The following is a 12788-nucleotide window of genomic DNA, read 5'->3' as shown; positions in this document are numbered from 1 at the left end:
ATTCAGAAGCGGATTGGCGAAGCCCAATCCGCCACCTTGAGCGCAACTTGGCGAGAGATGGCGGATTACGCCTACGCGATCATCGCGACCTACCCGCCCGCCATCAGCTCCTTCGCCAGCGCCATGTACGCCGGCAGCGTCACGGGGTCGTTGGCGGCGTTGCCCGCGACTGGATGCGAGGCGTAGCGCGCGATCACCATCTCGGCTTTGGGATCGATGTAGATGCCCTGGCCATGGACGCCGCGCGCCATATAGGCGCCATGGGCGTTATGCGTGATCCACCATTGATTGCGGTAGGACGCGCCCGGCAGCGTGGTGTAGCCGGCCGGCTTGAACTTTTCGGGGTCGCCGCCGCGCGCGATGTCCTCGACCACGGACGACGGCACGATCTGGCGACCGTTGAAGCGACCGCGATTGCGGATCATCTCGCCGAAGCGGGCGAGATCGCGCAGCGCGGTGGAGAGGCCGCCACCGCCGCTCTCGGTGCCGATGCGATCGACGTGATAATGCGCGTCCTCCTCCGCGCCCATGGGCGCCCAGATCCGCTCCGAGAGAAGATCGGACAACGTCATGCCGCTGGCGCGCCTGATGGTCCAGGCCAGCACGTCGGAATTGACGGTCTTATAGGCAAAGGCCTTGCCGTGCTCGCCCTGCTTCTTCTGCCCGATGAGGAAATCGAAGATGTTGGTCGCACCCTCATAGTCCTGTGGGATCGGCGCCATGCCGTTCGCCCGCCGCAGCCCCCACACGTCCGAATTCTTGTCGGTGTAGACTTCGGTGTAGACAAGGCCGGTGGTCATATCCATGGCCTCGTGCACGCGCGCATCGCCAAACGCACTCGCCTTCAGCTCCGGCACATAGTCGGTGACAGGCGCCTGCGGATCGATCTTGCCTTCGGCGATCAGAATGCCGGCGAGCGTGCCGGTGAACGACTTCGTCACCGACATCGCGATATGCGGCTTGTGCGGCTTCAGCGCACCAAAATAGCGCTCATAGATCAGCTTGCCCCGATGCAGCACGGCGATGCCGTCGGTGTAGGTTTCTTCCAGCATCTTCGCGAACGTCATGGGCCGGCCGTCCATCGTGGTGGAGGCGACAGCGCCGATGTCATGGTCCGCGCGCGGAAGCGGCGACGCGGGTCCCGCCCCGCGCCAGACGTTCACCGTCGGCACCAGCTGGCGGATGTTGCTCCAGGTCCAGCGCAGCTCGGGAAAGCTGCGGAACGAGCCGTTCTGGAAGGTGATGGTGCGGTCGGGGGACGGAGGGAAGCCCTGCATCCAGCCGAGGGTTTCGGGGTCGGATTCGGTGGGGGGTGCGGGCTGCTGGCTGGCGGCGGCGGGAACTGACATGAACACTTGCTCCAGAGGTGATGGATCGTCGTATCATTGGACGGCGTGGTGCAACAACGGAGGTGCAGCTTGGAGATGGCGTATCGAGAGCGGTGGCAGGCCGAGATTGCCGAGCTGCAGGCGATCCTGTCCGGGGTTGACTTGAAAGAGGAGCGCAAGTGGGGAAAGCCCTGCTACACCCTGGATGGGAAAAACGTCGTCATCATTCAGGACTTCAAGGAATATTGCGCATTGGGCTTCTTCCAGGGTGCGCTGCTGAAGGACCCGAAGAAGCTGCTGGTGCAGCTCGGACAGGTTCAGGCCGGCCGGGTGATGAAGTTCACCGGCGTCGAGGAGATCGCGGCGAAGACGTCTACCATCAAGGCCTATTTGCGCGAGGCCATGGCGGCGGCGAAGGCCGGACTGAAGGTCGAGACGAAACCGCCGAAGTTACCCCTACCCGACGAGCTGAAAGAGAAGTTCCGCAAAGACCCGAAGTTCAAACGCGCGTTCGAGGCGCTGACGCCGGGACGGCAACGGGGATATTTGTTTCACTTCAACGGCGCGAAGCAGTCCGCGACGAGGACTGCGCGGATCGAGAAGGCGATGCCCGCGATCTTCGAAGGAAGAGGGTTTCAGGAGCGACGGTAGATCGAAGACCGTAGGGCGGGTTAGCGACAGCGTAACTTGCACTGAAATGTGGACGTCGCAGCACCTGAGTTGACGAGCACACTTCCCAAACAGCTAGCTCTCCGCCCATGCGGCATCTCTTCAGTCAGATTGCGAGCGTCGTCCCGGCTTTTGTCCGAGCCAACGCGCTTCTGACCTGCCCCCCTACTCCCACTCAATCGTCCCAGGCGGCTTGCTGGTCACGTCATACACCACCCGGTTCACGCCCTTCACCTCGTTGATGATGCGTGTCGCGGTCTCCCCCAAAAACTTCATGTCGAACTGGTAGAAGTCCGCGGTCATGCCGTCCGTGGAGGTGACGGCGCGCAGGCCCACGACGTAGTCGTAGGTGCGGCCGTCGCCCATGACGCCGACGGTCTTGACGGGGAGCAGCACGGCAAAAGCCTGCCAGATGTCGTCGTAGAGGCCGTGCTTGCGGATCTGGTCGATGTAGACGGCATCGGCCTTGCGCAGGATGTCGAGCTTGTCGCGCGTGATGTCGCCGGGGCAGCGGATGGCGAGGCCCGGGCCCGGAAACGGATGGCGGCCGACGAAGATTTCGGGCAGGCCGAGCTCGTAGCCGAGCTTGCGCACCTCGTCCTTGAACAGCTCGCGCAGGGGCTCGACGAGCTTCATGTTCATGCGCTCGGGCAGACCGCCGACATTGTGGTGCGACTTGATCGTCACCGAGGGACCGCCGGTGAAGGAGACGCTCTCGATCACATCTGGGTAGAGCGTGCCCTGTGCGAGGAAGTCGGCGCCGCCGATCTTCTTGGCCTCCGCCTCGAACACCTCGATGAAGAGGCGGCCGATGGTCTTGCGCTTCACTTCCGGGTCGGTGACGCCTTCGAGCTCGCCCAGGAACTGCTTGGACGCGTCCACGTGCACGAGCGGGATGTTGTAGTGGTGGCGGAACAGATCCACCACGGTCTTGGCTTCATCGAGACGCAGCATGCCGTGATCGACGAACACGCAGGTGAGCTGGTCTCCGATGGCTTCATGGATCAGCACAGCGGCCACGGCTGAATCGACGCCGCCTGAGAGGCCACAGAGCACCTTGCCCTTGCCGACCTGCGCGCGGATCTTCGCAATCTCCTCCTCGCGGAAGGCGCGCATGGTCCAGTCGCCGGTGAGGCCGGCGATCTTGCGCACGAAATTGCGGATGAGCTTGGCGCCGTCGGGCGTGTGCACCACTTCGGGGTGGAACATCAGGCCGTAGTACTTGCGCGTCTCGTCCTGGATGATCGCGAACGGCGCGTTCGGCGAGGTGCCGGCGACCGAGAAGCCCGGCGGCATTTTGGTGATGCGGTCGCCGTGGCTCATCCAGACCTGGTTCTTGCCGCCGGGCGACCAGACGTCCTCGAACAGCCTGCTCGGCGCCTTCACCTCGACATCGGCGCGGCCGAATTCGCGGTGGTGGCCGCCCTCGACGGTGCCGCCGAGCTGGGCCGCCATCGTCATCTGGCCGTAGCAGATGCCCATCACCGGCACGCCGGAATCGAAGATCACCTGCGGCGCGCGGGGCGAGCCGGCCTCATGCACCGACTCGGGGCCGCCGGAGAGGATCACCGCCTTCGGCTTCATCGCGTCGAAGGCCGCCTCGGCCTTGTTGAACGGGACGATCTCGCAATAGACGCCGTCCTCGCGCACGCGACGCGCGATGAGCTGCGTCACCTGGCTGCCGAAGTCGACGATGAGAATCTTGTCGTGCGCCGAGGCCACCGAGGGCGTCGACGCGGAGCGGTCGTTCTGTGCTGCTGTCATGGCCAGCAGATACGCGACGGCGCGATGGCCCGCAACCGCGCGGGCGCGCGCCCCACATCCTTCTTTGGGCATGGACAGCGGCCATATACGTCAATATTATTGACCCAATTTGCGCAATGCGGATGATCCGATGAAACTCCCCGCCTCGCCCTTCACCGTCACCGACTGGAGCAAGGTCGAGACCACCACGCATCCCGGCGAGACCGGGCAGGCCAAGTGGCGGACGCTCAACATCGGCGATCTCAGGGTGCGGATGGTCGAGTATTCGCCGGGCTATCTCGCCGACCATTGGTGCGACCGCGGCCACGTGCTTTACGTGCTCGCGGGCGAGCTCGACAGCGAGCTGCGCGACGGGCGCAAGTTCAAGCTGACGGCGGGAATGAGCTACCAGGTCTCGGATTTCGGCGACGCCGCGCACCGGTCCTCGACGGTCACCGGCGCCACGCTCTTCATCGTGGATTGAGCTGCGCGAGCAGTTCATTTGCACTGCAAAATAGCAAAGTCGCGCGACGTCCCGGCTCACGGGTGGTGCCTTGAAGTGGCCTCAAATGCTCGCTATATTGTGATCATCGATACTTGGCCGAACGACTGGGCCGCTTCGCCTCGTCTAAGACAGGCGCGCACGCTTCAGATGATCTCTCCAAAACATCGACTCATCAGGGCTATGGGCGCAATTGTGCGTACCGGTCTGCGTGCGTATCCTCTCTAATTAACTAAAGGAAATTCCCATGGCTATGGGCACCGTGAAGTGGTTCAACACCCAAAAGGGTTATGGTTTCATCCAGCCGGACGACGGCCAGAAGGACGTGTTCGTGCACATCAGCGCTGTCGAGCGCGCTGGCCTCTCCTCCCTCAACGAGGGTCAGAAGGTCTCGTTCGACATCGTCGCCGACCGTCGCAGCGGCAAGTCGTCGGCTGACAATCTCCGCGTCGGCTAATCGCCCGCGCACCGGCGCTTCTGACCACGGACGTACCGGCAGAAGCGCTCGCTAATACAGGCCCCGCGACCGGGATTCGGTCTGCGGGGCTTTTGTTTTCGGGCCGGAATGACAACGTCGATCAGCGGTGCTGTAGGGTGGATTAGCCCCGCGGATTGCGCGAAGCGCAAACCGCGGAGCGTAATCCACCAACGCCTGCTTCGCCGGAGAGAGAAGCGGTGGATTACGCCGCGGACCGCGCTTCGCGCAGCCGCGGGCTAATCCACCCTACGAGGGCTACGATTTCCGCAGCACCGAAACGAAAAACCCGTCCGTGCCCGTCCGCCGCGGCGTCATCAGCCAGCCTTCCGCCGACTGCAGCGCGGCCTTTGCAAAATCCTCCGCCTTGTCCCAGAGCACGCTCGCGGTCTGCTCGGGCGGCACGACCGCGAATTCGCCATGGCGGGCGACGAACGCCCTCACCTGCTCGCCGTTCTCTTCCGCCAGCACCGAGCAGGTGATGTAGGCGATGCGGCCGCCCGGCTTCACCAGGGGAACCGCGCGCTCCAGCACCTCGGCCTGGTCGCGCAGGCGGATCTCCAGCGCGCCCGGCCGCATACGCCATTTGGCGTCGGGGTTGCGGCGCCAGGTTCCGGTTCCCGTGCAGGGCGCGTCGATGACGACGAGATCGGCGGTGCCGCGGATGTCGGCCAGCGGATCGGCCTCGCCCTTGGGCGTGCGAACATCGGCATTGTGGACGCCGGCGCGCGAGAGGCGTTCGTGGATGGGGGCGAGTTGCCGCTTGTCGCTGTCGGTCGCGATCAGCCGGCCCTTGCCCTGCATCAGCGCGGCCAGCGCCAGCGTCTTGCCGCCGGCGCCGGCGCAGAGATCGATCACCTGCTCGCCGGGTTTTGCCGCCGTGAAGCTGGCCGCAAGCTGCGATCCCTCATCCTGCACTTCAACGCCGCCCTTGATGAAATCCTCCTCCGCCTGGATGCCGGGGTTGCGCGCATCGGCCGAAAGCTCGATGCGCAGGCCGTTTGCGGACCATGGCGTCGGTTTCGCGTGAAGATGAGCAAGCGCCTTCAGCACCTTGTCGCGATTGGATTTTAGCGTGTTGACGCGCAAATCGAGCGGCGCCCGGCTCGCCATCGCAGCCGCCTCCGCGGCGCGATCCTCGCCGAACACTTTTGCCAAATACGGGTCGAGCCATTCCGGATAATCGCCGACGATCGCAGCCGGCGCGTCCTTCAGCGAACGCGAGGCCAGCGCGGCCTGTTCGGCCTCGGTCAGCGGCGCCGGTGCAAACCGGCTGCCGTCGAACAGCGCGCCCATGGTGGCCACGTCCATGTTGCGCTCGAGCCGGAGCATGCCGATCAGCCGCGCCCGCGCGGTGTCGGAATCCATCAGATGCGCGCTCGAGGCATAGCGGCGCAGCACGTCCCAGACGAGGCCGGCGATCGCGGCGCGGTCCCCGGAGCCGGCGAAGCGGTGCGCGGTGCCCCACTCCTTCAGCGCCTTGGCCGCGGGCACGCGGTCCTTCTCGATGGTGTCGATCAGTTCGATGGCTGCGGACAGCCGGGCAGCGGGAGTCATTTGAATCTTTCAGTGAATCTTGCAGATCAGGATCGGCGAGTAACCGCCTAGATCAGCAGGAGCATTTTCAACGCGAAGTAGATCCACATCGCGAGCAGCACGAGCACGCCGGCGAGCCAGATCGTGGAGCGCCGGCCGAAATCGTTGGAAGAGACGAACACGCCGGCATGGACGAAGCGCGTCACCACGAACACCCAGGACATCAGCACAATGAAGAGATCGGCATGGCGCAAGGGGAGCGCAAGCGCGATCAGGGCGTAGAACAGCACCGGCAATTCGAACTGGTTGCGGTAGCAATTGGCGAATTGTGTGACGCCCTTCGGCCAGTTCGGCTCGCCGAGCGCAATGTCGCGGCTCTTGGTCTCGCCGGAGACGAGCGAGCGCCGGCGCGCCAGCGCCATGCCGATCAGCAGCGCGAAGGTAAGACCGACCTGCACGAACACAGGCAGCAAGACCATTTGAACGGACATCTGCGTTTTCCCATCCGGCGGCGGCCGCCGGACCCGTCCATTAGCCGCCGCTCCTCGTCCTGACAATCAACCAGTTGAACCGGTGTTCCCGATCCGGCGACCAACTGCCGACAGTTAAAGCGATTTTGCCCCCTCTGCGGGGCGCAAGGCGAGATAGCGCCATGACCACCCTGTCCAGCCTCTGGACCGAATCCGCGGACAACCAGCTCGGCATCCTGATGTCGGCGCTATCGGGTATTGCGGCGGCGCTCGCGGTCGCGCTGGCGATGACGGTGTACTTCCGGCTGAGCTACCGGAGCTGGCGCGACGTCGTCAGGCACGGCCTCGCCACGTTCGCCGCCATCGCTCTGTTCGCCTTTGCCGTCTACGACATGCGCCATGCCGCGTCGGCCTATCTCGGCCTCAACCCGTCCAGGCCCGCGGTGGAGTTCGAGATCCGCATGCCCAGGGAGATGCTGGCGGCCGTGTCGGCCGTGTCGGACACCCAGATCGAGCTGCACACCGACCGCAACCAGACCTTGGCGCTGGTCGGCGGGGTGCGCGAGCTCGGCGACGGACGCGCGGTGCTGCGCGGCGCCGTGGCGCTCAACCACCGTACCGCCGACCGCATGCTGGTCGTGAACCTGCCCGGCAAGGGCACGTTCGAATTCCGCCTCCGCCTGCCCGCCGAACCGCATCGCTCCGAGCAGTTCGGCCCCTGGCATCTCGCCGACCGTATCGCCTCGCCCGTCACGGGCACCGCCGCGCCGCAGGACGCCTACACGATCCGCTATCGCGTGCTTTAAACTTTGTTCGTTCGCTGATCGGGGCATGCCGTCATCGTTCCGACGCGTGGCCGGGCCTATGATCAGCCCATGTCCGAATTTCGCCTCACGCAGATTTCCGACACGCATCTCGGCCGACGCTTCCCCGGCCTGATCGCCAATTTCCAGGCGGTCAGCGCGCATATCGACGCCGACAGGCCTGACCTCGTCGTCAACACCGGCGACGTGTCCTTCGACGGCCCGACCAGCCGCGATGATGTCGAATTCGCCAAGAGACTGCACGCCGCGCTGCCCGTCGCCTGCCGCTACATTCCCGGCAATCACGACATCGGCGATAATCCGACCGCGATCGGGCCTGCGCCCAAGCCGCCGATCGCGGAAGCACACCGCAAACAGTTCTGCGAGATCATCGGCGAGGACCATTGGTCGTTCGAGGCCGCAGGCTGGCGCTTCATCGGCCTCAACTCGCTGGTGATGAACTCAGGGCTCGCCTTCGAGGCCGAGCAGTTCGACTGGCTGTCACAGGAGATCGCGCGCACCAATGGCAGGCCGGTCGCGCTGTTCGTGCACAAACCGCTGTTCCTTAACCTGCCGGACGACCCCGAAACACCGGAGACCTCGATCCGCTACGTGCCGCAGCCGGCACGCGCGCGGCTGATCGAGATGTTTGCGCAGGTCGATCTGCGCCTGATCGCCAGCGGGCACGTGCACCAGCGGCGCGACTTCACCTGGCGCCACACCCGCCACGTCTGGGCGCCGTCCGCCGGCTTCAAGATCAACGATTCGCGCCAGGATCGCATCGCGATCAAGGAAGTCGGGCTCGTGGAATACCGCTTCCAGCCGGACAGCTTTGAAGTCCGCCACGTCCGCGCAGCGGGCCAGGTCGATGTCGATATCGAAGAGCTGCTCGTCCAGATGGGCGGCGAGCACTAGCCCAATCCGCAGGCACCTCTCCTTACCTTGTTACCTCGCTGCATCAAAAAAGGCTCGCAAATGGCTAAATGAGCCTAATGACAACGTTGTCATTCCGACATGTCGTTCCTTCCGCGGTCAGGGGCCGCTGCGGGAGCAACGATGCAGTTCTTATCCCCAAGGGATGGCCAACGTCTGTCAGCGACCATTCGGGGCATTCCCCTGGTCGATGGCCTGCCGATCGAGGAGATCGCCGGCCAGGATTGGCGGCCTTGCCGCGGCGACCTCGCCGCTCACGCTCGATGAAGCCGCCTTCGCCGCCAACCGCGACCTCTTCCTGCGCTGGTGCAAGGGCGCCGGCGTCACTGTCGCACCCCACGCCAAGACGCCGATGTCGCCCGAGCTCGCGCGCTCGCTGCGCGAGGCCGGCGCCTGGGGCACGACGGTTGCGAATATCCAGCAGGCCGCCGTGCTGCTTGCCCATGGCGAACGGCGGCTGCTGCTCGCCAACGAAATCGGCGGGCTCGCCGCCGGCCGGCGGCTCGGTGCGCTGCTGGGCGCCTATCCCGACGTCGAGCTTCACGCCTTCGCGGATTCACCGGCGGCGGTCGTAGCACTCGCCGAGGCGGCGCGCGTTGCTGGCCGGAGCAAATTGTCCGTGCTGATCGAACTCGGCTCGGGCCGCGCCGGCGCACGCGACCGCGCGGCCGTCGAGGCCACGATGGCCGCGGTGCTCGCGGCCGACCGGCTCGTGCTCGGCGGCGTCGCCACTTACGAGGGCGCAGCCGCAACGCCCGATGCCGGCGAGACCGCGCGCGCGATCGCGGCACTGATGGAGCGCACCATCGAGGCCTTTGCCCTGGTGCGCACCGCTGCCCCGGGCCTGCCGCTGATCATCAGCGCCGGGGGCTCCGCCTATTTCGACATCGTGGCGCACGCGCTTGCACCGGTGGCGCAGGCCGACGGCAACGCCACCGTCCTCCTCCGCTCCGGCGCGCTGTTCTTCGCCGATCACGGCGTCTATGCGCGCGCCTTTGCCGAACTCGACCGGCGCGGCGGTCTGCTCATCGACGGCACGCAGCACGCGGCAGCCAAAAGTTTCCGCCCGGCGCTGACGCTCTGGGCCGAAGTGCTGTCGCGGCCGCAAGCCGATCTTGCCATCGCGGGCTTCGGCATGCGCGATGCCTCCTTCGATCAGGGACTGCCGGTACCGCTGCGCGTCTTCCGCGACGGCGTCGAACAGCAGGGGCTGGCCGAGAGCCTGTCAGTCACGCGTCTCAACGACCAGCATGCGTTCGTGTCCGTGGCAGCCGAGAGCGCGCTCGCGGTCGGCGACGTCATCGCCTTCGGCATCTCGCATCCCTGCACCTGCCTCGACCGCTGGCGCGTGATCTTCGGCCTCGACGAGGCGGGCGTGGTGGCGCGCGCCCTCCCCACCCAGTTCGGTTGAGAGCGGGCACGCGATGAATTTCCTCCCGCTCTGGCGCTATCAGAACCAGCTCATCGACGGCGCCATCGTCACGCTGGAGCTGACGGTGATCTCGGCGGTGGCGGGGCTTCTGATCGGCATTGCCGGGGCAGTCGCGCTCAAGGGGCGCATGACACCGCTGCGCTGGCTGGTGCGCGGCTACATCGAGCTGTTCCGCAACACGCCGTCGCTGATCCAGATCTTCATCGTGTTCTTCGTGCTGCCGACCTTCGGATTGAAGATTCCGGCCTTCGAAGCAGCCTGCGTGGCCCTGTCGCTCTATTTCGGCGCCTATTCGATCGAGATCATCCGCGCCGGCCTCGACTCCATCCCGCGCAACCAGGTCGAAGCCGGCCAGTGCCTCGGGCTGTCGGGCTGGCAGGTGTTTCGCCACATCATCCTGCCGCCGGCGCTGCGTAACGCCTATCCGGCCGTGACCAGCCAGTTCGTGCTGCTGCTGCTCGGCACCTCGCTCGCTTCGCAAGTCGCAGCCGACGAGCTGTTCCACGTCGCCGGCTTCATCGAGAGCCGCACCTATCGCAGCTTCGAGGTCTATGCGGTGATCTGCGTCGTCTATTTCGCCATGGCGATGTCGTTCAAGGCGCTGTTCGCCGTCATCGGTCTGGCCGCCTTCCGCTGGCCGCGGCGGCGCTGAGGGCAGACGATGCGATCCTTCTCCCTCATCGATTTCGTCTCGCTCGTCGAAGCCCTGCGCTGGACCGTCGCGCTGGTCGTGCTCGCGCTCGCCTTCGGTGCGCCGCTGGCCCTTGGCCTCGCCATGGGCCGCATCAGCCGCTTTGCCGGCCTGCGCTGGACCATGGCAGCGCTGATCCAGACCATCCAGAGCGTGCCGCTGCTCGGGCTATTGTTCTTCTTCTATTTCGGCATGCCGGTTTTCCTCGGCATCCAGGTGCCCGCGATCATCGCCGTCACCGTCGCCTACACGCTCTACACCGCCGCCTTCCTCGGCGAGATCTGGCGCGGCGGCCTGGAAGCCGTGAAGCAGGCGCAATGGGAGGCCGGTGCCTGCCTCGGCCTCTCGGCCTGGCAGCAGTTTCGCCACATCATCGCGCCGCAGGCGCTGAGGCTGTCGCTGCCGCCGACCGTCGGCTTCCTGGTGCAGCTCATCAAGGGCACCTCGCTCGCCTCGATCCTCGGCTTCGTCGAGCTTGCCCGTGCCGGGCAGGTGGTGAGCGCGGCGACGTTCCAGCCGCTGCTCACCTACGCGCTGGTCGCTGCGATCTATTTCGCGCTGTGCCTGCCGCTCACGCTCTGGTCCCGCTCCCTGGAGGCCCGCCTCGATGGCTCTCGTTGAAATCCGCGACGTGCACAAGACATTCGGCAAGACCGAGGTGCTCAAGGGCGTCTCGCTCGAGGTCGAGGAAGGCGAGATCGTCACCATCATCGGCCGCTCCGGCTCGGGCAAGTCGACGCTGCTTCGCTGCATCAACGCGCTGGAGAGCGTCGACACCGGCGAGATCCGCGTCGAGGGCCAGAAGGTCCACGCCAGGATGCCTGACCTGAAGAAATTCCGTCAGCGCGTCGGCATTGTGTTCCAGGCCTTCAACCTGTTTCCGCATCTGAAGGTCGAGCGCAACATCACGCTGGCCCCGCTCCTTACCGGCCGCATCGACAAAGCGAAAGCACGTGCGCTGGCCGAGGATGTGCTCACCCGTGTCGGCCTTGCCGACAAGATCGATGCCTGGCCGGAGCAGCTCTCCGGCGGCCAGCAGCAGCGCGTCGCGATCGCGCGATGCCTCGCCATGGCCCCTCACCTCATGCTGTTCGACGAGGTGACCTCCGCGCTCGACCCCGAGCTCGTCGGCGAAGTGCTGAAGGTGATGGAGGCGATGGCCAAGCAAGGCATGACCATGATCCTCGTCACCCACGAGATGGGCTTTGCCCGCAACGTCGCCAATCGCATCGTCTTCATGCATCAGGGCCGCGTCTGGGAACAGAGCCCGCCGGCAAAGCTGTTCGCCAACCCTGAAACCCCCGAGCTCGCCAGCTTCATCGCCTCCGCGAAATGATCAACCAGCCATCCGTCACCAGGAGAGAGTCATGAGACAACTGAAGTCCCTCTTTGCGATCGCAGCCACCGCACTCGCCGTCGTTGCTGCGCCTAACCTTGCTCACGCCGACAAGCTCCAGGACGTGCTCGGCTCCGGCAAGCTGCGCATCGGCATCCTGACCGACGCCGCGCCCTGGGGCTTCAAGGACGACAAGGGCGAGATCGCAGGTCTCGACGCCGACCTCGCCAAGCTGATCGCCGCCGACATGGGCGTGAAGCTCGAACTGGTCCCAGTCACCGGCGCCGCGCGTATCCCGAGCCTGCTCTCGGACAAGATCGACATTCTGATCGCGGGCCTCGGCGCCACGCCGGAGCGCGCCCAGCAGGTGATGTTCTCGCAGCCCTATGCGGTGGTGAATCTCGGCGTTTACGGCGCCAAATCGCTTCCCGCCGCCACCGGCAAGAAACCCGACAATCTCGACGGCCGCAGCGTCGCAGTCGCCAAGGGCTCGACGCTCGACGTCTGGCTCACCGACAACGCGCCGAAGGTGAAGCTGGTGCGCTTCGAGGACACGCCGGCCGCACTCGCTGCCTATCTGGCAGGCCAGGCCGATACGTTCGCGGAGAACAGCGCCATCGCGCTGAAGGTGCAGGACCAGAACCCGACCAAGGAGGTCGAGCTGAAATTCCTCATCCGCCAGTCGCCGGCCCATGTCGGCGTGCGTCAGGGCGAGCAGAACCTGCTCAACTGGATCAACACCGACATCTTCTTCAACAAGCTCAACGGCAAGCTCGGCGCACTTCAGCTGAAATGGTTCAAGGAAGAGCAGACGCTGCCGACCCTGTAAGCTCGCACACGGCTCCCGCATCATGCGGGAGCCGACCTTCA

General features: G+C 65.4%; 13 protein-coding genes and 1 pseudogene. 10 read left to right on the top strand and 4 right to left on the bottom strand.

The window, feature by feature from the left end:
- Nucleotides 1-89: 89 nt before the first annotated feature.
- Complete coding sequence (locus NLM15_RS19405; protein WP_254118659.1) at nucleotides 90-1349, bottom strand: serine hydrolase; 1260 nt, start codon at nucleotides 1347-1349, stop codon at nucleotides 90-92.
- Nucleotides 1350-1424: 75 nt separating this feature from the next.
- Between NLM15_RS19405 and NLM15_RS19400 the strand changes: the two genes are divergently transcribed.
- A complete protein-coding gene (locus NLM15_RS19400) occupies nucleotides 1425-1979 on the top strand; it encodes a YdeI family protein (protein WP_254124295.1) in 555 nt (184 codons plus the stop codon).
- A gap of 183 nt (nucleotides 1980-2162) precedes the next feature.
- Here NLM15_RS19400 and guaA read toward each other — a convergent pair whose 3' ends face one another.
- Entirely contained in the window at nucleotides 2163-3761 is a 1599-nt protein-coding gene (gene guaA / locus NLM15_RS19395; protein WP_254124294.1) for a glutamine-hydrolyzing GMP synthase, read from the bottom strand.
- Nucleotides 3762-3891: 130 nt separating this feature from the next.
- On the opposite strand from guaA, the gene NLM15_RS19390 reads away from it, so the two are divergent.
- Together NLM15_RS19390 and NLM15_RS19385 are read left to right on the top strand one after the other, a co-directional pair.
- Nucleotides 3892-4224: a DHCW motif cupin fold protein gene (locus NLM15_RS19390; protein ID WP_254118658.1), complete on the top strand. Its 333-nt coding sequence runs from the start codon at nucleotides 3892-3894 to the stop codon at nucleotides 4222-4224.
- Between the two features lie 265 nt (nucleotides 4225-4489).
- On the top strand, nucleotides 4490-4699 hold the full coding sequence (locus NLM15_RS19385; protein ID WP_008141931.1) for a cold-shock protein: 210 nt from the start codon (nucleotides 4490-4492) through the stop codon (nucleotides 4697-4699).
- A 276-nt stretch (nucleotides 4700-4975) separates the two neighbouring features.
- Here the strand turns inward: NLM15_RS19385 and NLM15_RS19380 are convergent, their stop codons facing one another.
- Together NLM15_RS19380 and NLM15_RS19375 are read right to left on the bottom strand one after the other, a co-directional pair.
- Complete coding sequence (locus NLM15_RS19380) at nucleotides 4976-6274, bottom strand: RsmB/NOP family class I SAM-dependent RNA methyltransferase (protein ID WP_254118657.1); 1299 nt, start codon at nucleotides 6272-6274, stop codon at nucleotides 4976-4978.
- 47 nt (nucleotides 6275-6321) lie between these two features.
- Nucleotides 6322-6744: an MAPEG family protein gene (locus NLM15_RS19375; protein WP_254118656.1), complete on the bottom strand. Its 423-nt coding sequence runs from the start codon at nucleotides 6742-6744 to the stop codon at nucleotides 6322-6324.
- 161 nt (nucleotides 6745-6905) lie between these two features.
- On the opposite strand from NLM15_RS19375, the gene NLM15_RS19370 reads away from it, so the two are divergent.
- The 7 genes and pseudogenes from NLM15_RS19370 (at nucleotide 6906) to NLM15_RS19340 (ending at nucleotide 12747) form a co-directional block, all read left to right on the top strand.
- Nucleotides 6906-7529 (top strand): acriflavin resistance protein, encoded by a 624-nt coding sequence (locus NLM15_RS19370; RefSeq protein ID WP_254118655.1) that lies wholly within the window; start codon nucleotides 6906-6908, stop codon nucleotides 7527-7529.
- A gap of 69 nt (nucleotides 7530-7598) precedes the next feature.
- Entirely contained in the window at nucleotides 7599-8441 is an 843-nt protein-coding gene (locus NLM15_RS19365) for a metallophosphoesterase (protein ID WP_254118654.1), read from the top strand.
- 141 nt (nucleotides 8442-8582) lie between these two features.
- Nucleotides 8583-9870 (top strand): annotated as a pseudogene (locus NLM15_RS19360) (alanine racemase).
- Between the two features lie 13 nt (nucleotides 9871-9883).
- A complete protein-coding gene (locus NLM15_RS19355) occupies nucleotides 9884-10543 on the top strand; it encodes an amino acid ABC transporter permease (protein WP_254118652.1) in 660 nt (219 codons plus the stop codon).
- 9 nt (nucleotides 10544-10552) lie between these two features.
- Complete coding sequence (locus NLM15_RS19350; protein ID WP_254118651.1) at nucleotides 10553-11203, top strand: amino acid ABC transporter permease; 651 nt, start codon at nucleotides 10553-10555, stop codon at nucleotides 11201-11203.
- A complete protein-coding gene (locus NLM15_RS19345) occupies nucleotides 11190-11918 on the top strand; it encodes an amino acid ABC transporter ATP-binding protein (protein ID WP_254118650.1) in 729 nt (242 codons plus the stop codon). The genes NLM15_RS19350 and NLM15_RS19345 overlap by 14 nt, the downstream gene beginning before the upstream one ends.
- Before the next feature lie 31 nt (nucleotides 11919-11949).
- Nucleotides 11950-12747 carry a transporter substrate-binding domain-containing protein gene (locus NLM15_RS19340; RefSeq protein ID WP_254118649.1) on the top strand — a complete coding sequence of 266 codons (798 nt, stop codon included), beginning with the start codon at nucleotides 11950-11952 and terminating at the stop codon, nucleotides 12745-12747.
- The last annotated feature ends 41 nt before the right edge of the window (nucleotides 12748-12788 follow it).

Source organism: Bradyrhizobium sp. CCGB20, from assembly GCF_024199855.1.
GTDB lineage: Bacteria > Pseudomonadota > Alphaproteobacteria > Rhizobiales > Xanthobacteraceae > Bradyrhizobium.
This window is presented reverse-complemented; position numbering and strand designations above follow the sequence as displayed.

Coding starts and splice junctions, on each gene's coding strand:
- NLM15_RS19405 (WP_254118659.1), bottom strand. CDS start 1,349: ATGTCAGTTCCCGCCGCCGCCAGCCAGCAGCCCGCACCCCCCACCGAA.
- NLM15_RS19400 (WP_254124295.1), top strand. CDS start 1,425: ATGGCGTATCGAGAGCGGTGGCAGGCCGAGATTGCCGAGCTGCAGGCG.
- guaA (WP_254124294.1), bottom strand. CDS start 3,761: ATGACAGCAGCACAGAACGACCGCTCCGCGTCGACGCCCTCGGTGGCC.
- NLM15_RS19390 (WP_254118658.1), top strand. CDS start 3,892: ATGAAACTCCCCGCCTCGCCCTTCACCGTCACCGACTGGAGCAAGGTC.
- NLM15_RS19385 (WP_008141931.1), top strand. CDS start 4,490: ATGGCTATGGGCACCGTGAAGTGGTTCAACACCCAAAAGGGTTATGGT.
- NLM15_RS19380 (WP_254118657.1), bottom strand. CDS start 6,274: ATGACTCCCGCTGCCCGGCTGTCCGCAGCCATCGAACTGATCGACACC.
- NLM15_RS19375 (WP_254118656.1), bottom strand. CDS start 6,744: ATGTCCGTTCAAATGGTCTTGCTGCCTGTGTTCGTGCAGGTCGGTCTT.
- NLM15_RS19370 (WP_254118655.1), top strand. CDS start 6,906: ATGACCACCCTGTCCAGCCTCTGGACCGAATCCGCGGACAACCAGCTC.
- NLM15_RS19365 (WP_254118654.1), top strand. CDS start 7,599: ATGTCCGAATTTCGCCTCACGCAGATTTCCGACACGCATCTCGGCCGA.
- NLM15_RS19355 (WP_254118652.1), top strand. CDS start 9,884: ATGAATTTCCTCCCGCTCTGGCGCTATCAGAACCAGCTCATCGACGGC.
- NLM15_RS19350 (WP_254118651.1), top strand. CDS start 10,553: ATGCGATCCTTCTCCCTCATCGATTTCGTCTCGCTCGTCGAAGCCCTG.
- NLM15_RS19345 (WP_254118650.1), top strand. CDS start 11,190: ATGGCTCTCGTTGAAATCCGCGACGTGCACAAGACATTCGGCAAGACC.
- NLM15_RS19340 (WP_254118649.1), top strand. CDS start 11,950: ATGAGACAACTGAAGTCCCTCTTTGCGATCGCAGCCACCGCACTCGCC.